At 68.5% G+C, this 20,508-nt stretch carries 17 protein-coding genes; 9 read left to right on the forward strand and 8 right to left on the reverse strand.

The features are described 5' to 3' along the window. Positions 1 to 35: 35 nt before the first annotated feature. From RIN75_RS26125 to RIN75_RS26145, 5 genes are all read left to right on the forward strand, one after another. Entirely contained in the window at positions 36 to 530 is a 495-nt protein-coding gene (locus tag RIN75_RS26125) for a DUF6292 family protein (protein ID WP_309114665.1), read from the forward strand. 170 nt (positions 531 to 700) lie between these two features. Continuing rightward, positions 701 to 1,195, forward strand: a complete 495-nt coding sequence (locus RIN75_RS26130) for a hypothetical protein (RefSeq protein WP_309114666.1) — start codon at positions 701 to 703, stop codon at positions 1,193 to 1,195. Beyond that, on the forward strand, positions 1,192 to 2,265 hold the full coding sequence (locus RIN75_RS26135; RefSeq protein WP_309114667.1) for an NlpC/P60 family protein: 1,074 nt from the start codon (positions 1,192 to 1,194) through the stop codon (positions 2,263 to 2,265). Before RIN75_RS26130 ends, RIN75_RS26135 begins: the two co-directional genes overlap by 4 nt. A 58-nt stretch (positions 2,266 to 2,323) precedes the next feature. After that, the gene (locus RIN75_RS26140; protein ID WP_309114668.1) at positions 2,324 to 3,403 is read left to right on the forward strand and encodes a hypothetical protein; all 1,080 of its coding nucleotides are present in this window, start codon (positions 2,324 to 2,326) and stop codon (positions 3,401 to 3,403) included. Positions 3,404 to 3,578: 175 nt separating this feature from the next. Continuing rightward, complete coding sequence (locus RIN75_RS26145) at positions 3,579 to 4,313, forward strand: inositol monophosphatase family protein (protein WP_309114669.1); 735 nt, start codon at positions 3,579 to 3,581, stop codon at positions 4,311 to 4,313. Positions 4,314 to 4,360: 47 nt separating this feature from the next. Here RIN75_RS26145 and RIN75_RS26150 read toward each other — a convergent pair whose 3' ends face one another. Genes RIN75_RS26150 through RIN75_RS26160 form a run of 3 tightly spaced genes read right to left on the reverse strand, consistent with a single transcriptional unit; the run spans position 4,361 to position 8,030 of the window. Further along, positions 4,361 to 5,557 carry a DnaB-like helicase N-terminal domain-containing protein gene (locus tag RIN75_RS26150; RefSeq protein ID WP_309114670.1) on the reverse strand — a complete coding sequence of 399 codons (1,197 nt, stop codon included), beginning with the start codon at positions 5,555 to 5,557 and terminating at the stop codon, positions 4,361 to 4,363. Positions 5,558 to 5,586: 29 nt separating this feature from the next. Next, entirely contained in the window at positions 5,587 to 5,862 is a 276-nt protein-coding gene (locus RIN75_RS26155) for a hypothetical protein (protein WP_309114671.1), read from the reverse strand. Beyond that, positions 5,859 to 8,030, reverse strand: a complete 2,172-nt coding sequence (locus RIN75_RS26160) for a hypothetical protein (RefSeq protein ID WP_309114672.1) — start codon at positions 8,028 to 8,030, stop codon at positions 5,859 to 5,861. The genes RIN75_RS26155 and RIN75_RS26160 overlap by 4 nt, the downstream gene beginning before the upstream one ends. Before the next feature lie 16 nt (positions 8,031 to 8,046). On the opposite strand from RIN75_RS26160, the gene RIN75_RS26165 reads away from it, so the two are divergent. After that, entirely contained in the window at positions 8,047 to 8,181 is a 135-nt protein-coding gene (locus tag RIN75_RS26165) for a hypothetical protein (protein ID WP_309114673.1), read from the forward strand. A gap of 226 nt (positions 8,182 to 8,407) precedes the next feature. Here the strand turns inward: RIN75_RS26165 and RIN75_RS26170 are convergent, their stop codons facing one another. Then, on the reverse strand, positions 8,408 to 10,093 hold the full coding sequence (locus RIN75_RS26170) for a hypothetical protein (RefSeq protein WP_309114674.1): 1,686 nt from the start codon (positions 10,091 to 10,093) through the stop codon (positions 8,408 to 8,410). A gap of 600 nt (positions 10,094 to 10,693) precedes the next feature. Here RIN75_RS26170 and RIN75_RS26175 point away from each other — a divergent pair. Then, positions 10,694 to 10,888, forward strand: coding sequence for a L,D-transpeptidase (locus tag RIN75_RS26175; RefSeq protein ID WP_309114675.1), 195 nt, complete (start codon positions 10,694 to 10,696; stop codon positions 10,886 to 10,888). Positions 10,889 to 11,083: 195 nt separating this feature from the next. Here RIN75_RS26175 and RIN75_RS26180 read toward each other — a convergent pair whose 3' ends face one another. Together RIN75_RS26180 and RIN75_RS26185 are read right to left on the reverse strand one after the other, a co-directional pair. After that, entirely contained in the window at positions 11,084 to 12,457 is a 1,374-nt protein-coding gene (locus RIN75_RS26180) for a GGDEF domain-containing protein (RefSeq protein ID WP_309114676.1), read from the reverse strand. Positions 12,458 to 12,779: 322 nt separating this feature from the next. After that, the gene (locus tag RIN75_RS26185) at positions 12,780 to 13,364 is read right to left on the reverse strand and encodes a hypothetical protein (RefSeq protein WP_309114677.1); all 585 of its coding nucleotides are present in this window, start codon (positions 13,362 to 13,364) and stop codon (positions 12,780 to 12,782) included. Positions 13,365 to 13,739: 375 nt separating this feature from the next. Between RIN75_RS26185 and RIN75_RS26190 the strand changes: the two genes are divergently transcribed. Further along, positions 13,740 to 14,999 carry a cytochrome P450 gene (locus RIN75_RS26190; RefSeq protein WP_309114678.1) on the forward strand — a complete coding sequence of 420 codons (1,260 nt, stop codon included), beginning with the start codon at positions 13,740 to 13,742 and terminating at the stop codon, positions 14,997 to 14,999. Here RIN75_RS26190 and RIN75_RS26195 read toward each other — a convergent pair. Then, on the reverse strand, positions 14,989 to 17,454 hold the full coding sequence (locus tag RIN75_RS26195; protein WP_309114679.1) for a LuxR C-terminal-related transcriptional regulator: 2,466 nt from the start codon (positions 17,452 to 17,454) through the stop codon (positions 14,989 to 14,991). The genes RIN75_RS26190 and RIN75_RS26195 overlap by 11 nt on opposite strands. A gap of 40 nt (positions 17,455 to 17,494) precedes the next feature. Further along, entirely contained in the window at positions 17,495 to 18,742 is a 1,248-nt protein-coding gene (locus RIN75_RS26200; RefSeq protein ID WP_309114680.1) for an MFS transporter, read from the reverse strand. Positions 18,743 to 19,717: 975 nt separating this feature from the next. On the opposite strand from RIN75_RS26200, the gene RIN75_RS26205 reads away from it, so the two are divergent. Continuing rightward, positions 19,718 to 20,035: a hypothetical protein gene (locus RIN75_RS26205; protein ID WP_309114681.1), complete on the forward strand. Its 318-nt coding sequence runs from the start codon at positions 19,718 to 19,720 to the stop codon at positions 20,033 to 20,035. Positions 20,036 to 20,508 lie beyond the last annotated feature (473 nt).

The raw sequence follows: 20,508 nt of genomic DNA on the forward strand, positions 1-20,508 counted from the left end.
GATCGGGGCCGACCTACGAAATGGGGGAAACACCTGTGACACACGGGAAAGCACCGAGCGGGCGGACCCCGCCCGAAGGGTTGCACACGCCCTACATCACCGAGGTGGTCCGTTCACTGCTGACGCTGGGGCTGTCCGTGGCGGACGACGAAGCGACCGTCCTCGCCGGCCCGCCGAGATTCGCCTCCATCCCGATCGAGGCGGACGTGATCGGCGGACGGTGGCGCGACGCAGAGTGGATGTTGCTGGCCTGGGACGAACGCTCCGGATGGTCCTGGCAGGTCAAGCTCGTGCACGAACCGAGCCCGCGTGACGCGGTCTACTTCGGTGTCGCCCTGTTACCCGAACCGGGGCAGATCGCCACCTGGGCGTCCACGCTGCTGGTCCACCGCGGACTGCGCCTCGCCCGGCGACCGCACAAGCCGCACTTCGCTGGCCCTGACCTGGACACCGCCCTCGCCGCCTACGACGGCCTGGCAGGGGCCGCGAGGGAGGTGAGCATCGCCGTCCGCGCCTCCGACGAGATGTAACCGGCACAACCGCGTTGGCGCGGACGACAGCCGTGGCTGGGGGGCCGCGGCACCGCATTCCTGATCATCGCAATTCGTTCGGGGGGACGAACGTGGGTACTGCACGCCCTAAATACGGCTTCATTTCGCGTGTTCCAGCATTTCTCAGCGCTTTCGTCGCTATCTCCACAGTGTTGTCGCTGACGTCCTGCACCAAGGACGAACATTCATCGGCGCCGACGCACGACGGGTCGCAGCCGGCACGGGCCGAACCTCACGCCGCCGCGCTGGAGGTGTGCGGCCGGTTCGCCACCCTGGCGCTAGCCTCGGACGCCGCGGTGGATCACGGCCCCTCCGACGCGCGTCGACGAGCTGCCGACCAGCTCGGCACCGCGGACCTGGCGGGCAGCTTGGGTGGTGAGGGCCGCGACCACGACTGGCCGGAGTTGGCCCGACGGCAGGCCCGCGTGCAGGTCAGCACGGACCCGATCGGGGACGATCCGCCGCCGGTGAGCACCCGCGCGGCGGCTGGCGTGCTCGCCCATCGGGTTGCGGTGTCCCAGGACGGGTGGCGGCGGCAACTGCCCGACATCGCCGTGTACTGCTCGCTGGTCCGAGTCGATGGCGGGTGGCGCGTGGGTCGCGTCAACTTCGCGGACTCCTCATCGAGTGGGACCACACGATGAGTTCCGGCAACAAGATGACCGGGATCGTTCTCGGTTTGGTCGTGCTGCTCGTTTCGACGCTGCTGATGGTGCTGGGTGGCGGGCAGGAAGAGCAACGCCGGACGAGCCTGACCGGCCACGTGTTGGGCGCCACCCAGCTGGACGAGACCAAAGTACCGCCGTGGGCGGTGGAACCGCTGCGCAGGGCAGCCTCACGCTGCACGGAGATCACCGCACCCATCCTCGCCGCCCAGATCGAAACCGAGTCCGCCTGGAACCCCGACGCCTACAACGAGGGCTCGCAGGCCACCGGCTTGTCGCAGTTCATCCCCACAACCTGGGCGCACTACGGCATCGACGGGGACGGCGACGGGTCGGCCGATGCGCGTAACCCGGTCGACGCGATCCTCACCCAGGCCGCCTACATGTGCTCCCTGATCGAGTTCGTCAAGGGGCGGGACGGTCTCACCGGGGAGATCACCGACCTCGCCCTCGCCGCCTACAACGCAGGACCGGGGAACGTCCAGAAATACGGCGGAATCCCACCCTTCCAGGAAACCACCAACTATGTGACGAAAATCAGGGACCTCGCGGCGAACAAGTACTCCAAACGCAAACGCAACCCGGGAGTCTCGCTGGAGAACCTCACCGGACGCGCCCGGGAGGTGATCCGACACGCATCCGAACAGATCGGCCTCGACTACGCGTGGGGCGGCGGCACCCTGGACGGTCCAGGGCTCGGGTTCGGCATCGACGAGGGTGTCAGCGGCTTCGACTGCTCGTCACTGGTCCGCTTCGCCTACTACCAGGGCAGCGACCACGCGATCACCCTGCCGAGAGTGACCGACGCCCAGTACGCGGCCACGCAATCGCAGCCCGTTTCGGTAGACGCCCTTCAGCCAGGTGACCTGCTGTTCTGGGGCGTCCTGGGAAACATCCACCACGTCGCCCTCTACATCGGCGACGGAAAAATGATCGAAGCCCCCCAGTCCGGCCAGAAGATCCTTGCCGCAGAAATCCGCACCGGAGGGGACTACTTCGGTGCGACCCGTGTATTCGGCGGCCCGCTCGACAACGCCGCGACCGTCTAGCACTCCCGGCACATACGAGCACTGCCGAGCACGGAATCCGGAAAACGAAACAGGCCCGATGTCCAGAGGGGGACACGAGATGGTCAGTACCGAAAAGGGAGATGCCCGGTCGTTCACCGGGGTCGCCCAGCAACAGGTGCCGCCGCCACAACCGGACTGGTTCGAAGACACGGAGGTCGTCGACCCGGCCGAGGCGGTACGGCACTTCCAGGAGACCGGGCGGCGGCACGCGCTCGATGTCATCAGGCTGCTCGTCGCCGACGCCCGCGATCCGTCCGGGCGATCACGGGATCCTCTCCGTGTGCTCAGCGGGACCGCCGTGGCCGAGGGCGACGTCGCGCACTACCTCGACGGCGTCGTCGCTTCGCTGGTGACCACGGCAAACCGGTTCCGTGAGGTCGAACGGACCTGGGCGTCCGGCGGCGCGGCCGTGCTGGATGTGCCGTTCGACCAACTGGAACCCGAGCACCTGGGAACGGTCGCCGACGCCGCCGACGCGGTCGCCCGCGAGCTGATCGGCAGGCTCGACGCGGCCGAGTTCGCGGCGGTGGTCGACGAGTACGCGCTGCACCGCGTGGCCCCGCACCTTGCCCCATCGGAAATCCCCAGCGTGCACGCATCGACTCGCGATCTGCTGGTCGCGCGGATCTCCATGCTGGTCGCCGGCCAGCCCGCCGTCGTCGCGCGACTGGACGACCACCGGGCATCGCTGGTGCACGAACTGCTCCCCGGCGTGCAGGTACCGCAGACTGGCCGGCCGGCGGGCGGCGGGCCTGCGGACCTGGTCCAGAAGAGGTTTGCCGAGTTGGCCAACGTGGTGCTGGCCACGCTGGCACACCCGTCGCGACGGTTCACTCCAGCCGGCGCGCCCGGCGTGGTCACGCTGGCCCTAGTGTCGACGCCCGCCAAGGATCTGCTGGCGCTGCACGCGGCGCGTCCGGAGCTGGTCTCGACATTGCCGCCCGCCCACGCGGGCCTGGTCCGTCACTTGGCCCGTGCCCAGACGGCCCCAGCCCTTACCTCCGGCGCTGCGCGGCCGCGGGGGCCCGCGCCTGTCGCTGGCGGTCTGGACCGCAGAACCACCACGACCACCGGGGTCCCGGTCCCGACCAAGCCGGCGCGTTCGACGCGGGCTTGACGCGCACGCAGGGCGGTCGCGCTTGGGGATGCGACCGCACAGCACCGACAGGGGGATGACGATGGGATTGAACGAGGAGTTGCAGACCGCCGCCGAGCTGGTGGCCTCGGGCGGGGCGGCGTTGGTCGCGGATCGCGTGGCCGACGCGGGGCCGGTGGGTGACTGGCCTGGGCACGTGCTGGTCGACGGACATGACGGCGACCCGTTGCCCTACCTCGATCTGCTGGTCGAGCGGATGATCGTGCAAGGGCTTGCGCAGATCCGTCCCGGCGATGACGTGGTGGCCAGGGAGTACGGACGCGGTGAGGCGGCCCGTCCGGGGCGGGTGCGTTGGGTGGTCGAGCCGATCAGCGGCGCGGCCAACCTCGTGACGGGAATGCCAGCTTGCGCGGTGTCGGTCGCCGCGCAGCAGGACGGCGTCACCCTCGCCGCTGCGGTCGCCGATCCCGCGTCGGGATGGTTGTGGTCGGCTGCGCGTGGTGCAGGCGCTGTGCTGCGAGAGCCGGTCGGCACCGAATTCGCGCTCTGGCCCCGGCACGTCGACCGGTTGGATCAAGCCCGGATCGCGACCGGGTTCAGCGGCGACCGTGGGGTGCGGCTGCGCCAAGGGCAGGTGGCCGGACGGCTGCTCACGGAGGTGCGGGACCTGCGCACGGTAGGTTCGACGGCGTTGCACCTGTGCTGGGTGGCGTCCGGCTTCGTCGACGGCTTCTACGAACACGGCGCGGACCCGGCGAGCTGGGCCGCCGGTGCGCTGATCGCCGAGGAGGCTGGCGCGATGGTGCACGCGCCGGGAGCTCCGGGGCACGACCACGGCGTCATCGGCGATCCGGTCTTCGCGGCCAACCGCGGTGTCGCCACGGACTTGGTGCTGGCGTTGCGACGCGCGGGAGCACAGACCGTGCTCTGAACCGGAGCCCCCGCGAGGCCCGAGAGCCCTGGGCCTCGCGGGGCCGGTCAGCGCGCCCGCGGCACCATGCCAGGTGCCGGTTCACCGGCCAGCCGCCGCGAGAGGGGGTTCGCCTCGGCAGGCAGCGCCATGGGTACGCCGGTGGTACCCAGCAGCCGGGACACGTGCTGGTCCACGCGTGCGGCGGCCTCGGAGGTGACGCCGATGACCTTGCCCGCGTCCAGGCTGCGGTCCGCGGCCGCACGCTCGATCTCCTCGCGTGCCCGACTCGCGATCCTGGTCAACGACGCTCTCGCGACCACCGTCACCGCGCCGTCCACTGCTGTTGCGTGCTGCGGGGACGAGCGCATCTCGACCAGTTCCTCGGGCGAGAGGGTTCCGCCGGACGGTGCTGAAGCGGCCAGCCTGCCCGATTCCCACCACACGGTCACCGGGGTCACGGGCTCACCGCGCTTGCGCACGTTCTGCACAGCGCGCCACGCGGTCGCCAAGGCCGCAGAGGCGAAGTCCTGCGGCCGCAACTGTTCCAGCAGGCCGTGGTGCGCGGAATCGGCGATCACGGCGTGGACGAGCGCGCGTTCCTTGCGTTCGACCAGTCTGGCCGGCAACGGCGTGGTCGGAACGACCGGCGGACTCGGACGGGCCGACGGAGAAAGCGTGCCCATCACTTCGCCCGCCGACCTCCTGGTCTGGGCGACCAGGTTCATCAGCCGGTTCTCGACCTCGCGCAGACCGCTCTGCACCGACGCCGCGTCTACGGTGAAAGGGTCCGTGCTCGCGACGGCCGCCTCCAGGTTCACCCCGAGTTCCTGAACCTGACGACGCACAGACAACTCCAACACGATCTGCCCGTAGAGGCCGGTCGGCACCGCCCCGGCGGCGGCGCCCGCGATGTAGAGGCCGGTCATCAGCTCGCGGTAGTTCTCGACCCGGACATCGGTGAACTCGCCTCGTTCCATCGCCTCGGTCACGGCCACCACGTTGGCAGTGATGGTCTGTCGAACCCGCTGGTCGGGGTTGGACAGCGCGGCGGGGTCGGCGGGCACCGGTCGCAGGCGGCCCCGCTCGTGGAGAGCGGAGACGGTCGCGTACACGGCCCGATGAGCCGGGTCGACGAAATCGCCGGGCTCCAGCCAGCCGCGCAGTTCGGCCACGCGTTCGGGACGTTGCAGCAGCGCGCCCAGCAGTTCCCGTTCAGGGAATCGCGCCTGCTGTGCGTCCGCGGAGGCGGCCGGTCCGGGCAACAAGCTTCCCGGACCGGCCTGAGGCGTCGTCACCGCACGGACCCGGCGGCCGCCCGTCCCAGGGCCGAGTCCGCCAACGCGAACGCCGAACGGGCGTGGCTTAGCACCGCCGCCACCAGGTCGTCGGCCGGCTGGTAGAAGTCGGTGCCGTACAGGACGACCCACCACCGTCCGTCGAGCTGGGCGGCGGTGGGGATGCGCCCGCCCAGCGACCGCGTCCATGCCTCTGCCCGACCGGCTTCGACCAGCGTGTCCATCTCTTCGCGGGCGATCCGGTCGCCGGCACGCGTGTCGGATGTGGTCATCGTGCGCTCCTGCCCTGCGTGCCGGTGGCGGCGTGGGTGATCTGCTTGTGGCGGTCCAGTGCCGTGGTGGTGGCGGCTTTGAGGGATTTGATCTCGGCGGCGACTTGGTCCACGACGGAGCCCACCGCCAGGTCGCGGTCGGTGGAGACGGCCTTGACGGCCGCGCGAGTGGCCTTGGTGTCACGTTCGATCGCGGAGTTGACCACCAGGAGCAGGGACCGCTTGATCCGCTCGCGCTTGACCGGTGGTCCCTCGGCCATGCGGGCGAGGTCCTCGCGGGACAGGATCGGCTTGTGGGCGAAGTCCGGCTTGCGGGCTTCGAGCCGCAGCGCGGCGTAGTTGACGTACTCACCGCCGCGTTGGCGCAGGTCTTGGATGGCCCTCCACATGTTCGCGTGCCGCGAGTCGGTGAAGTGCTCCGGCGCCAGGTCGAGAACCTCCTGCGGGATCTTGTCCAGCATCCCGGCGTGCAGCGCCAGGTGCAGGATGTGCCGCTCGGCGCGGTGTTGCAGCGGCGAGGTGAATCGACGCCACCTGTCGGGCACGCCCTTGCGGCCCTGCTTAGCGTCTTCGGCCACCGCCTTCGCCGATTGCGGCGTGTCGGCGACGACCTCAAGACCCGCGCGTCGAGTTGCGTCGGCCAGCCGGGCGGAGATGCGTTCGACCCTGGTCGAGAGGACCTCCAGGTTGTCCAACCGGGCCTTGAGCACGGCCTCGGTACGGCCGGCTGTGACGGTGGGCAGCGGGACCAATGGTGTGTCGCGCTTGATGTCAACTTCCAGACGGGACAACTGGCGCAGCACCGACTCCTCGAACACCTTGAGTCCGAGTTGGGTCTGGGCGGCAGGGTTGTAGACCCCGTCGAACGGCAGAGCCGTCGCCGGGGCGGCGTCGTTCATCCGGGCGACGATCTTGGCCGGGTCGGTGACTTCGTGGTGGGTGTAGGTCTTGTCGCGAAGTGCTGCGTAGAGCTTCACGTGGTTTTCGCTCGCCGCTTCGGCCCTCCTCGCCTGCGGCACGTCGTTGAGGTCTATGAGCGATCCCGAGCCGTGCAGACCGCGCAGGGTCTGGTAGATCGCCTGGGTGTCGCGGTCCGGCAGGTCACGCCAACGCAGGAAGCGAAGGTTGTCCATCCCCTTGGGGGCGTGCATCAGGCTTCCCAACAGGGCGTACTCGGGTTGCAGGTCGGGACCGAAGTCGATCCTCTCCGCTGGCGCGGTCTGGGTTTCGGTGGCGGCCTCACCGACGCCGCGATCGGGTTGCCCGCTGGTGGGCTTGGGCTCCGATGGCGGCCGCTCCTGGGCCAGGACGGCCCTCTCGACGACCTCGACGACGGCGTTGTCGACAGGCATGATGCCGTCGCGACCGAACAGGTTCGTCGCCCGTGGCCCGGCCACCTCCGACGGTTGCCGCAGGATGGTGTCGATGTTTCGGGCTACGGTGCGCAGGTGGTCGGTCAGGGTCACCCCGTTGGCCCCGTAGGAACCGAGGGCTTGACGCGGGATGCGGTTGCGGTCGAGATCGGTGTCGAGGGTGGCGGCGAACTGGCGCAACCTGGCAGCGGTGTAGGCCGGGCGCGGATCCACCGCCGCCACGCTCGTGGCCTGTGCTCCGGCGTCGCTCGCGCGGCCGGCGCCGAGTACCTGCTCGACCGTGGCCACCGCCATCACGACACCGGTCTGCGCCATCTCCGGCTGCTGCACAAGCGTCGTCAACCGGGTCTGCAACGCGGTCCGCAATGGACGCGGCGCTCTGATCTCGCGGTCGGCGAACACCAATGGGAAGGCGTCCCTGCGGTTGAACGGCCAGTGGGACAGGGGCAGGATGTCGGTCACCGCCCGGTTCACGGCTTGCGGCGTCAACGAGTCGAACAGCCGACCGGCGTGTGCCCGCAACGCAGTGGTCTGCTCGTCGGTGCGCCTGTCCGGGTACCAGTCCGGCCGGGGTGCGAGGCGGTCGGCCAGGTCGTCGAGCCGGTCGAACAGCAGCGCCACCCGTCCTTCGCGCAAGGCGGGACCGAGGACGGGGTCTTTCGTGCGCACGTCAGCGACGTAGGTCAGCGCCCGCAACGCGGCGGCGGTCTGCTCGGCGGACCCGCGCCGCTGTTCCCTCTCGACCAGGGCGTCGAGGATCCGATCGACCAGGCCGGCACGCTGCGCGGCGAGCACGTCCTGGACGATCCTGATGACCCTGCGGTCGATGGGGTTGTCCGCGTCGGTAGTCGGCCATCCGGTGCCGGGCCGCGGGGCGGGTGCGGACGCCGCCGTGTTCCTGGGTTGGCGGCTCGTGGTCGCACGACCCGTGCTCGGCGGGCCCTGAGTCGGTACTGACGGTGCCCCGTTGGCTCCTCTGGTGCGTTGCGGAAGCGGACTCGGTGGCGTTTGTGCGGCGACGGCTGTCGGTTCCGTCATGGTGTTGTCCCCCAATGGTTACCACCGCGAAGTGACGTCGCTCCGCCCCCACGGATCGCGCGGTGTGACGCCGCGTGTGGCGCCAGCGCCGGCGTGCGAAGAGGTCTGCGGTGGGTGAGTGCTGGCGGTGAAGGTCAGGTGCGTCGCGGCCCGGACGGGGCCGCAGGTACGGGCGTGACGCGCCGCACGGTGGGCGGCTGCTCACCCGGCATGCCGTTCGCGAGGCCATGGCGGGTAGCCGCTTGGCCGTGCTCGCGGCTCGCCGCGACCGCGCCGTCGATGTCCTCGCGGCGTGGCGTCCCGGTGTTGTCGGGTGTCGCGCTGTTGACCGCTGCCCGCACGTCGTCGCCGTCCGCGAGAACACGCTGGGCCGAGGCCTCGGCGGCGGAGAACCCGTCGGGGTACTTCTCGCTCACCGCCTGCTCGATCAGCGGGTCGCCGGCAAACCGTTCCGCGATCAACCGGTCGATTTCGGGATAGCCGGTGCGGTTGAACATCATCAGTGCCGCGCGGCGGTGCATCGGCTTGGCCGGGTCCAGGCGTGTGATCTCGGCCCTGTGCTGCTCCACGTCGAGGCGTTCGGAGTCCACCACCACGGTGGTCACCCGCTCACGCTCGCGAGTGTCGTCTGCGGAACGGGTCCGGTCCGCCGTGGGCCGCCCGGACGGCGTCACGCCCTGGCCTGCCACTCCGGGGAACTTGCGGGCCAGGACCCGATCGACCTCCGATCCCCAGTGCCCGAAGACGAGCTTGGCGGATATCCGGTCGCGGGCGTCTGCGGCGTTGAGACTGCGGGCGTAGAGCAGTGCCTGCTGCGGCGAGCGGATGTCACCGGGGCGTGAGGGAACCGAGGGCGCGGCCGATCGCGTCGATGGCGACGGACGCGAGACCGTCGGGTCCGCGTCCGGAACTCCGCGGACCTCCTCGGTGGCGGATGCCACGCTGGTCGGCTGCGCGCCGGTCGACTGGGCTGTGGGGTTGACCGCGGCGACGTAGCCGGGGTTGGCAAGCGACTCGGTGATGGCCCAGTGCGCCAACGCGGGCGGATTTTTCACGTCGGACCGCCAACGGGGCACGGAGTTGACCAGCCGCGCGAGGCGGTCCGGGTCAGCGCCGACCCGCAGCACCTCCTGGTTGGCCAGGGCGTGCAGCTCGCGCCACGCAGCGTGTTGCGGGTGCAGCGGATCCCGCACGGCGATCCGGTCGGCCAACGGCGGCCACAGCACACGCCGTAGTGCCGCCTCCCAGCCGTCCTCCGTGAGCGCCAGCGGTGCTGCCGGGCGAACCGTGGTCGTCGGCCCGGCGGGTGCGGGCGGTCGAGCGGACACGAACCGGCCGGGAGTGCCCGCCGCGAGCTCGTGCAGGTAGGACAGGTGCTCGGCCGTCCCATGCTCACGCAGGTTGCGGGTCATGGCCAACGCGTCGGCGGGATCGCGCAGCACGACGAACAGCGAGGCGGTCGGTCGCCCACGGTCCCAGGTGTGGGCCTCAAGCCCCCACTCTCCCGTGGGCTCGCCTTGGGCATCGACGACCTGGGCCGTCCAGACCGTGAAGGGCTCATCATGGGGCGTCGCGGCGAGTTCCCGCGGAACCCGGCTCTGCCACTCCGCCTGTTCGGCATCGCTCATCAGGCGCAGCGGCGGATGCTTTCGTGCCTCGTGTAGACGCGCTGCGTGCTCGTCGTCGGCGGAGGCCAGCCGCCAGTCACGCTGCCGACCGGCATTGCGCCGGGCGACCCACATGCTTATCGCGTTGATGGCGTGGGCCCACTGCATCGCGTCCTGCCCGGAGGGCAGAATGCTGGGTGGATCGTCGGTCATCGGTTCCCCCCGGAACCCGCCCTCGGCCGATCCGTGCCCCCGGCACGGCCTGCATCGACCTGGGCAGTCGTGTTGTGCTATCTCACCGTCCGTCCCCAGTAGTGGTGGTTCACCGCGGAGGTTGCGCCGGTCGAGTAGACCGGTGGGCGCGCAACAGCATCGGTCGTGCCGGTCGAAGGCGACGTGACGAAGAAGGACCTCGTGGTCCGACAGGGCGGTGTGCGGGTGGCCAACAGGCCGACTACACACCACCGGATGTCACCGTGAGTGACTTCCTTGTACACGTTTCCCCCGATAGCAGCCATCCGACAGTCAGCCTAACTCAGATTGACTACTTGGCGTCACAGATGTGGGCGCCGCTTCCGTCGTTAGTTGTGCATGCTGGGGGGCGGCTGTCGGCGCGCCCAACAACGCCAGCCGTTCAGCGGCTGGCGGGGCGGGTAGGGCCTTCGGTGCTGTCGTCGGCCGCACCACGGCCCGGGGCTCGTCGTGCTCTATGTGTTGGTGACACGCCATCGGGCGTACCGCCAACCCTGCCGGCGGTGAGCTGCGTGACTACTGGCGTCCATCCGCGAGACGCAGCCGATCTACGGCGACATTGTGCTGCCGCTGGGCACGCACAGCCAGACCCACACCAGCTACGGCGGCGGCCCCGGCACGGTGGGCATCCACACCTGGCCCACCCCCGAGGTCTACGGCACCGCCTCCAGCGACGGCTGCGTCCGCGTCCCGCGCGACGCACTCGACGCGATGAGCACCCGCGTCCCGCTCGGCACGCCCGTGCTCATCGCGTGAACAACCCATCAGGCCCACACGGGGCAACACCACACCAAGGGGGACCAGTGGTCCGCACCACCTCCAGCAGCCTTTGCCGAGGCCACCGTCGCCTCGGTCACCGTCGGCGGCGTCACCGTCGGCCCGGTCGGCGCCAAGTGCGACAACGGGACGATCACCTACGGCGGTGGCGTACCCGCCCCCCCGCAGCGAACCTCAAGGTCGTCTACGGCCAAGGCTCGGGCGCGACGATCGGTCCTCGGCGAGGGACGCTGGCGTGCTGGGAGGTGTCTCTTCTGCAACGACGACTCGGTTTCGGCCGGTGTTCTTTGCGCGGAACAGCGCTTCGTCCGCGCGCTGCGCCAGATCGCTGAACTGCTCGCGACTGTCTGGCGTGACGGCGACGCCGATAGAGACAGTGCAGCACGGAACACCGTCGAGGCCGACCCGCACCGGCTTACCCCCTGCGGGAAGTGTCACCTCGGTGGTCAGAGACTGCACGGCGTGGCGTATGCGCTGTGCCGCGTCCACTGCTTCTGCGTGTCCGGACCCGTGCAGTAATACCACCATCTCCTCGCCGCCGTAGCGACAGACCAGGTCCTGGTGCCGGGTCTGCTGGCGAAGAACCCCGGCGACCGCTTTGATGACCTGGTCACCGCCGAAATGCCCGAGAATGTCGTTCCAGCGCTTGAAGTGGTCGATGTCGACGAAGAGCGTCGCCGTCGGTCGGTCGTGGCGTTCGCCGTCCAGTAACGCCAGGGCAGCGGCTGGCTCGAAGCCACGTCGGTTCAGGAGACCAGTCAGCGGATCGTGCAGCGCGTCGGCCTTCAGTTGCGCACCGTCTGCCTCTGCTTGTTGTAGGCGCTGCTCGGTACGTGCGAATCGCACCGCTACGGGAACAAGCAGTAGCGCAAGCGGAGGGCTGAGTGATTGCAACACCGCGATGCCTACGGCCAGAGCGAGGATCACGAGGATGGTGGTGTTCGTGGTGCGATCGCCGAGCAGACCTCTCAGACTCCAATCCCCGGTCGACAGGCCACGCACGATGCCGATGACCAGTGCCTGCGCGGCGAAGTAGCCGCCCAGGGCGGCCGTGACCGCCGCCAGCGCCACGGCCATCTCGCCGGGCTGGTGCGGCAATGGTGCGCCCAAGGTCAGCCAGGCCCGCAGGGGGGTAGTGGTCGCCACAAGGTCTGCGCACAGGACGCTGAGTGCGATCGCCGAACTTGTGAACAAGTATGTGTGCGGTGGGCGGCGTGCCACGAGGTAGCGCTGAGTCCGGACAACGACCAGCAACGCCAGTGACAACGGCAGCGGAAGTACGAGCGCGCTGCTGAACAACCACAGGCTCGTCTGGTCGACGTACTCCCCACCGGGACGGTGGGCGCCGCGCCGACGCTCTTCGGGTTCCCGAGTCAACGCCATGTGCACGATCGCTGCTGCGAACACGGCCGTCGCTCGAAGCAGATCGTCTGGGCTGAAGGGTGCGGTCATCACCGACCAACTGCTGAAACCGGTCGCGACGACGTGCACCAGCGCAACCCACACCACGACACGACGGGGCCGGTTCCACAGCTGCCAGGAACGCACCGTCGCTCGTAACCGCAACGGTGCGGCTGTGATCCACTCCGCACAGTGCAGAATGCGTCTGTTCAGCAAAGTCCCCCCCGACGGAGCGACAGGTGGCCCCCCTTTTGACCTGCCGCCAGCTTTTCGCGCCGTAGGACTGAAACCCTGCGGAGGTGAGATCCGTGTCCGTGCCCCCCCTGTGCGGTGACCGCGAGTGGACCTGATCCACATCAACCGGCATCCCCCTCGTTCGTCATAACCCACTGGGATGTGTCGAGGTCGCTGGGCGGGCCTGTTCGCGGGTTTGCCCAGCGTCGACCTCGCCGCCGCACGAACTGCCTCCTCAGGGTCTAAGCGGCGTGGCTGGCACGGGATCGGGTGTCACGGTCTCGGCAAGGTCGTTGACCACTGTTCGCAGGCATTCGGTGTAGGCGGTCATCGCCCGTTCGGCAGCCGCGCCCAGTTCGACCGCCCGGTGCCGCAGGCTCTCGTCGGCGAGCTGCATGGGGTGCCCTGGTGCGCGCACCCGGGTGAGCAGGGAACGCACAGATTCGACCCCGAAGATTTCGCGGACCAGGGTGTGCGTCCGAGACGGATCAACCGCCGATGACCGCGGTAGCCGGCCTTCCAGACGTTCTGCGATCGCGCCGGCGTGCGAGATGAACTCCTCGACGGCGTGGGCAGCACGCACCAACAGTTGCGCGAGTTGCTCCACCTTGAGCGTCTCCGCCGCCGACCCGTGGCGTGTGGCGCACGTTGATAGTGCGGACATCACGCCGGTCAACCTCGGTTCGATCTCAGCCAGTTCCACCAACCGCTCGCGCGTGTAGGCGATCTCTGCCGTGTCCGCACACCCCATGAAGCCCCCCGTTTCGCAGGACATGGTGGAGGGGCGATCCCCCGATCGCCCCTCCACTTCGGTGGGCACCGGTGCCCCCGTCGGTGCCCCCGTCGGCGGCCCCCGATACCCCCTCCGGGGGACTCCGACGGGCCGAAACCCTGCCATTGGTAACGCTGTTCCGCTTCCGTCAACCTACGTAAAAGGGGTCAGGAGCCCGCACTAGTGCGGAAAGCGGCCATCCTGTCACCGTCTGTGGATGGGGTTGATGCAGACTGTCACGCTCCTACGTAAGGTGACGTAGGTAGGTTGCCCCCAGAAAGTTCTCGCTGGTCAAGCACTTCCGGCATCTACTTATCCGTACTGATGCGGATTGCCGCCCGTGTCAGTCACAGTGGAGTTGCACCGTTTGGGGACGGTGCCGCCTGCCAGTCCACGGGGCTTCGACGACACAAGGGGGAGAGCTTGTCCGTCACCACCCTGAACTCCGCTACCGGCTTCGTCCCGGACCCTCGGGCTCTCGTGGGCGCAGTCCCGTTGAAGGGCTATGAACATCACCGCCATGAACGGTCTTTGGCCGACCAGGCGCCTGTGCACGTCACCAAGCTTCCCGACGGCCTTGAGGTTTACGTCACCACGATGGGTCTGGCAGACACCCGCGTGCTGCTCTCGGGCACAGGCACGTGGCCACGCATGTCGAAGGACGCTTCGGCGCTGCGCTCGGCGATGCTGTCCCAAGGAGTCCAGCCGGGCGAGATCATCGGCCGCAACCTCCTCTACAGCGACCTACCCGAGCACCAGGTGCTGCATGGTTTGGTGCGCTCGGGCTTCAGCCGGGCCCGGATCGAGGGACTTCGTCCGCGCCTTCACGACCTGATCCTCGACCTGCTGGACGCCTTGCCCGAGGAAGGCGAACCGGTTGATGTCGTCGAAAGGATCGCGGTGCCGCTGCCGCTTACCATGATCTGCGAGTTGATGGGCGTGCCGACCGAGCTTCGCCCGGATATGCGGAGGTGGTCCGCGGCGATCATGACCAACGATCCCGCGGTGTCGGCCCCTGCCGGCCAAGCGATGGCCGAAGCGTTCAGCGCCCTCATCGCTCTGCGCCGCAAACGGCCGGACGAGGCCCTGCTGTCCGCGTTGGTCCACGCCGACGTGGATGGAGCCCGACTCGGCGATGAGCAACTGGCCACGATGCTGATTCTGCTCATCGTCGCCGGTCACGAGACCACCACCGCATTGATCGGCAACTGCCTTGCCGCGCTGCTGCACTCGCCCGGGGCCTGGAAGTCCCTTGCCGGACAGCACACCGGGATCGGGTCGGCGATCGCGGAGGTCATCAGGTGGGACTCACCGGTCCGGATGACGCCGCACTATCTCGCGACCGACACGATCCACCTGAGCGCCGACCACGCAATTCCGGAGGGAGCCGTCATCATGGTCAACCTCGGGACCGCGGGAAGGTGCAGGCGGCACAACGGGTCGGCGGCGGACTTGTTCAATCCATTCCGTGAGACCAACGCGGGAGACCACGTGGGGTTCGGTCACGGGCTCCACTTCTGCCTGGGCAACCTACTGGCGACGACCGAGGTGGATCTGCTTATGCGGGTGCTGTGCGACCGCTATCCGAACAGCACGCTGGTCGGGGACATTCGGCAGACGCCACGGGCGAGGTCGTCGATCACAAACGCCTGGGCTCGGCTCGACGTCCAGCTCAGGCGCTGACGTCGTCGCCGAAGGCGCGAATCCACATCATCACCAACTCGTGGCGGGGGTTGGGCTCATTGCTCAACGAGAGGCGGCGGTACGCCGTGCTGAGATGGGTCGCCACGGTCCTCGGCGAGATGGTCAATTCCTCGGCGATTTCAGGGTTCTTGCGGCCGGCGGCGACCAAGCGAGCCACCTCCCGTTGTGCGGGAGTCAGCATCGCAAGTCTGCGGCGATCGTCATCGGACGACTTGCGCCGCGTCAGCGCCGTTTGATTCGTCGCGTCGGCGTCACTGCCGCCCGCGCCGGGGTCGTCCGTGGTGGCCGACGGCTGACCCTTGGGGTGATGTTTCGACGGCCTGCGTTGGCGGCCGGCGAACTCCTCGTCGACCTCAGCGGCAGTGGCCTGACTCAGGCGTGCGAACTCCGCATCGCCGAGGTGGGCGCGAGCCTGCGACACCGCGACCTCGCGAAGCGCGGTGAATCCTGCGAGCCCGGAGATGCGGTGCCCTGTGAGGTCTCGCATCCGCTCCGCACAGGCCAGCTGCCGAGTCGCCTCGGCCGCCCCCGCCGCTCCACGCTGTGCCTCCGCCCATCCCAGCGCCTCGGTGGCCCACAGCCGGGTCCATCTCTCGTTCGTCTGCCACATCGTGTCGGGGTCACGGAGCAACGTGGTCGCGTTGTCGGGATCACCCCATCGGATCTCCCAGACCGCTCGGCACCAGTTGACCCATGCGCGGATCCACGGGCCGCCGAGCCGCTCGGTCGACCTGTCGAAGCTCACCACGTCGGCCCATGCCTGCTCGCTGTCCTGGTGTAGGGCCGTGACCGATCCCACCGCCAAAAGTACGGTGGCCAGTTGAACTTCACCTTCGGAGGCGTCAGCGGACTCGGCAAGTTGCCGCTGTACCAGGCGCAGCTCTTCCACTCCATCCCGCTGGCCGAGTGTCAAGGCGCGGTAGGTGCCCCAGCCGAACGTCAGCGGCGGTGACGTGGCGCCCTCAGGCAACTCCGACGACGCCGCCTCCAACAGATCGCGTGTCTCGTCCGGATCTCCTCCCTGCAGCACGGATGCGTAGGCGTCCAGCGCCAGCGCCGCCGCACGAAGTGGGTCGCGCGCGGTGGAGGTCGCCTTCAGCGCACGACGCAGCCACAGCCGCGCTTCGGCCAGACCGTTGGCGTAGGTCGGCCAGCGGGTGCGCATCAGGTCGATCGCCATTTTCAAAGCCGAAAGTTCTTCGCCCGGGGCCTCGACCAGCGAGGCGAACACCAGTCGGTAGTGGACGATGTCAGCTTCGACACTGTCCAGGATCGCCAGTTCGTCCTCGCCTATGGACTGGTCCGCAAGTTCCGTGAGCCTGTGGCGGAAGTAGCCAGAGTAACGGCACCAAGTCTCTTCGGTGGCACCCGACTCCCTCAAGTGCCGCCTGCCGAAGTCACGGTAGGTCTCCAACATCTGCAGCCGTGCCCGGCTGGGTGTCTCCCAGTCCAGCACCGACTTGTCGACCAAGCCTGTGATCGCCTCCTCGACCTGAGGTGCCTGGAGGTCGTCGCCAGTGCCTACGTGAACCGCCGCGTCCCAGGACATAGAGCCTGCGAACACACTCAGACGGGCCCACAGCAACTGCTCGACTGGAGTGCACCGCTGGAAGCTCCAGTTCAGCAACGTGAACGGCGTGTCGTGGCGTGCCATCCCGGCTGGCGTGCGGCGTCCCCGGAGGGGGAATTCGCCGAATGCGGCATCCAGCCGGTCGGCCAACAACTTGGCGGGCATCGCCAACAACCTGAACGCCAGCGCCTCGATCAACAACGGAATACCCTCGGCGCGTTTCAGCACGCGCTGGAGGTGTGGCCAATCCCTCTCGGTGATCGTCCAGTCCGGCACGCTGGCAGTCGCGCGTTCGTGGAGCAGCACTGCGGCGTCGTACTCACGCCAGCGGCTTACCGGCGTATCGGGAGGCGGCACCGCCAAGGGGGGCACCTTGACCAGCACTTCACCCGGCAATTGCAGGCGCTCACGGCTGGTCGCCACGATGCGAACCGTGTCGCCTGTCCATTCCAGGATCTCAGGAACTAGGCGCTGCACCAAGTCGACAATGTGCTCACAGTTGTCCAATACGAGCAGCACTGGGTGCCTGACCAGCCAATCCAACAACGTTCGGAGACGCTCCGAAGGAGTCTGATCCGGCACATCGAGTGCACGCATCACGACTTCGAGCAACAAGTCGAAGCTGGCTTGGACCGGGACCGCGAGTAGATTGACCACGCGTACGTCCTGACCGGTCTCGGCCTCGATTCGCGCAGCCAACTCGTAGGCCAGTCTAGTCTTGCCAGCGCCGCCGACCCCGAACAGTGTGACCAGTCGATGCTCGGCCAACGTCGAGCGCAACCAATCCAGTTGCCCGACTCGACCGACGAATGCGTTCGCAGGCCGCGGCACCCGCCCGTTACCCCTCGTCAGCGCCTCGTCCACCCAGACACGGTACGTCAGAGACGATGCCGGGGCGCTTGGATTAGCCCACGTCAGCGGGTCGCGAACTACTTTCGCCTCCGCGATCTGTTCCCATGCCCACCCTGTTGTCAGCAGAGCGACACGCGCGATGCCACCGCAGGGCCGGGTACGCAACCAGCGCCAGCCCGAGCAGTCCGGACACAGCAACCACGGTCATCGCCGATCCGATCCAGTCAGCCGCCACTCCGCTGACTAGGACCACCGCACCCTGCGTACCGCGCACGGCTGCGCCCATGACACCGTTGGCGGCTGCGGCCAACTCGTCGGGTACGAGTTGGCCGAACTCGCCCGCAGCCAGCCCGAGATAGGCGGCGCCAAGACCCGACATCACCAGCAGCAGCACCATCCACTGTGGCTGCGGCGCCAGCGCGAACCCGAGCAGTGGGGCCAGACTCAGCACGGCCAAGGGAGCGATCAACCCTCGTTGACGTGTTTCCGACTGTCGCTGTACCCACCAGCTTGCGGCGATCAGTCCGACGCAGTCGGCACCCAACAACGCTCCCGTCACCCAGGCTGGTGAGCCGGACTCCGCGACCAAGGGCATGGCCACTGCGTCCGGTACCGCGGTGAGACCCACAAGGAGGGCGAACCAGACGAGCAACCGTATGCGGTCGTTGGCCAGCAGGCCCCATAGCGACCTTGGTACGTCGGCTGGCCGGACTCGGGAGCTTCCCGCTGCCGGGCGTGCCCTTAGGCCGAAGCGAAGCAGTAGACCGGCTACAGCAAAGCTTGCCGCGTCCATAAGCAGCGCGGTTGAAATCCCGACCATAGCGACTACTGCGGCTCCACCCGCAAGACCTGCTAACTGTCCTACCTCGCGGATCATGCTGAGCCTTACACGCCCAGCCTTGTTGAAGTCGTCCCCGAGGACGTTTCGTACAATTGCCGCCTGTGCGGCTTTGAATGGCGCAGCGAGGCCGGCGACAGCCGCCACCGCGCCTGCCAGCAACCACATCGGGAGGTCCGGCACAACCATTAGGGCGACCAAGCTCATTTGCATGAAGCAAACCGTTGCCATAAACCCGCGGCGCGGCCTGATGTCAGCCAATGGCGACAGCAGGGGGCCCGTCACCAGCGGCGGGATGAGGGTCAACGCGTAGGTCACCGCACTCCAAGCAGCCGACCCGGTTCGCTGGTACACCATCACACTCAAAGCAACCTTGGCGAGTTGATCGCCCACAACGGACAACCCTTCGCCGAACGCCAGCGACCGAAACTCTCGGCCTGAAAGCCCTTCTGGTGACGCCACGCTCCGCCCCTCGCCCATGCCGCGTGGATACCCGATGCGGTACCACCGGCGGACGTTAGGCCACGTTGGCTTTCACTGGGCGTAACCGGTGCATTACCACCCCAATGGCGGAACGATCCCCGATCAGCCTTACCGTCCGGACGCCGTGCTGTCCTGCACCGTCGGCCGAACCCGCCAGGCGTGGCGTGCCGGGACCACGATCGAACTGACGATCCCCGACCCCAACCGCCAGTTGGTGCCCTGCGCCCGCGCCCTGCGGGCACAGGCCGCTCGGCTTGCACGGCAACACGACGAGCCCTCGTGCTCACCGTGGCCGAAATGGTGCGCGGCGCCCTGGATCCCGACGACCGCGCCCGCCAGGTCCGCCTCGCCCAGGCCGACGCCCCGCTGGACGCGGTGCGCGCCGAACTCACCCGACTCGGCAGCGACGACGGCACCGCGTGCGCCACGGCGCTGACCCCGCACTCCGCCGGCTACCTCGGCTGGGTGCTACGCACCTTCCACGCCTGGCCCGACAACCCCGCCGACGGCGATGCCGTCGACGTCTACCCCCAACGTTCACGCTGCCCGCAGCAGCGCTTGACCCGACGCCACGCGGCGCGGTCGAGTCTTCCGCGCAGCCTGTGCGACCTGCCACGCCGACCCGGTCGAATTCGCGCCCGCGGCACGCCACAGCGCTCTACGGGACTACCTCACCGCCCACCGCACCGCCTGGATCCGCCACCTCCGCGCCGTCGACCTCCCACCCACACCGGACGCCGGCACCACCCCAACCAGGTGACACCGGCTGAGCACAGCGTGCCCGGCGGCACCCCCGCGCCACGGCCAGCCAGACTGACGAGAGATCCACCGTCCGCTGTCCGATGACCCGCACCTCGGCGTTGGCGGTCATCGCCGCTGGCAATCTGCTCCTGCTGCAGCAGGTGCCAACGGGCAATTAGCCTGCCCGATATGAGGGTGGGAGGAAAACTTCTGATGCTCGCCGCCGCGGCGTTGGTGTTGTCCGCGTGCGCACGCACCTGGGACGGAGACTTGCGGTTCAAGGTCGACTCGATCCACCCAGGATACGAGTCAACGGGGGACAGACGGCCTGCCTACGCGGTCGTCAAAATCGGCGAGCACCCGGACGGGATGGTCGAGCGGATCGGTTCGGACTCCGTCGACCTGCACGACCTTCCCAACGACATCAAGGTCGGCGACGAGATCATCTGCGAGGCCACCCAGTACGACGCGAGCGGCTTCGACGGCGACGGCGTACGCACCTTTCTGGAGTTCTGCCGCAAGGCGAGCTGAGCCGAAACCGTCCCGGCGAACCGGCCTCGCTGCGCTCGGTCGCGCTGCGAGCGATCCCTGTAGACACATCGCCGGACCAACCTGCCAGTACGCCTGCGGAGGAGGCGCGGGCGACCACCGGCGTGCCCATCCACAGGGGCGTCCTGCTCACCGCAGCCACCCACGCAGACTCCAATGGAGCCGGTGTGCCGATCCTCCGGCAACCTCACTGAACCGGAGTAGCTGCGTGGACATCGTCCACATGATCGTCCGGAATGGACACGCCGCCTGCGGTGTTGCACAGGTCACACCCGGACCGTTGGGGGGAGATGCGGGGTGGCGAGTACTCGATCGGTTGGTCTGAGCCGGCGGCAGGCGATCCCGCTGGCGATCGGGTCGGTGGCGGGGTCGGGGATCCTGTTCCTCCCGTCCGCCGTCTACGCCGAGGCGGGCGGGAACAGCCTGCTGGTGTGGCTGTTGTCGACGGTGGTGTG

Source organism: Saccharothrix sp. (assembly GCF_031180885.1).
GTDB lineage: Bacteria > Actinomycetota > Actinomycetes > Mycobacteriales > Pseudonocardiaceae > Actinosynnema.

Coding starts and splice junctions, on each gene's coding strand:
- RIN75_RS26135 (WP_309114667.1), top strand. CDS start 1,192: ATGAGTTCCGGCAACAAGATGACCGGGATCGTTCTCGGTTTGGTCGTG.
- RIN75_RS26140 (WP_309114668.1), top strand. CDS start 2,324: ATGTCCAGAGGGGGACACGAGATGGTCAGTACCGAAAAGGGAGATGCC.
- RIN75_RS26155 (WP_309114671.1), bottom strand. CDS start 5,862: ATGACCACATCCGACACGCGTGCCGGCGACCGGATCGCCCGCGAAGAG.
- RIN75_RS26165 (WP_309114673.1), top strand. CDS start 8,047: ATGACCCTGCGGTCGATGGGGTTGTCCGCGTCGGTAGTCGGCCATCCG.
- RIN75_RS26170 (WP_309114674.1), bottom strand. CDS start 10,093: ATGACCGACGATCCACCCAGCATTCTGCCCTCCGGGCAGGACGCGATG.
- RIN75_RS26205 (WP_309114681.1), top strand. CDS start 19,718: ATGCTCGCCGCCGCGGCGTTGGTGTTGTCCGCGTGCGCACGCACCTGG.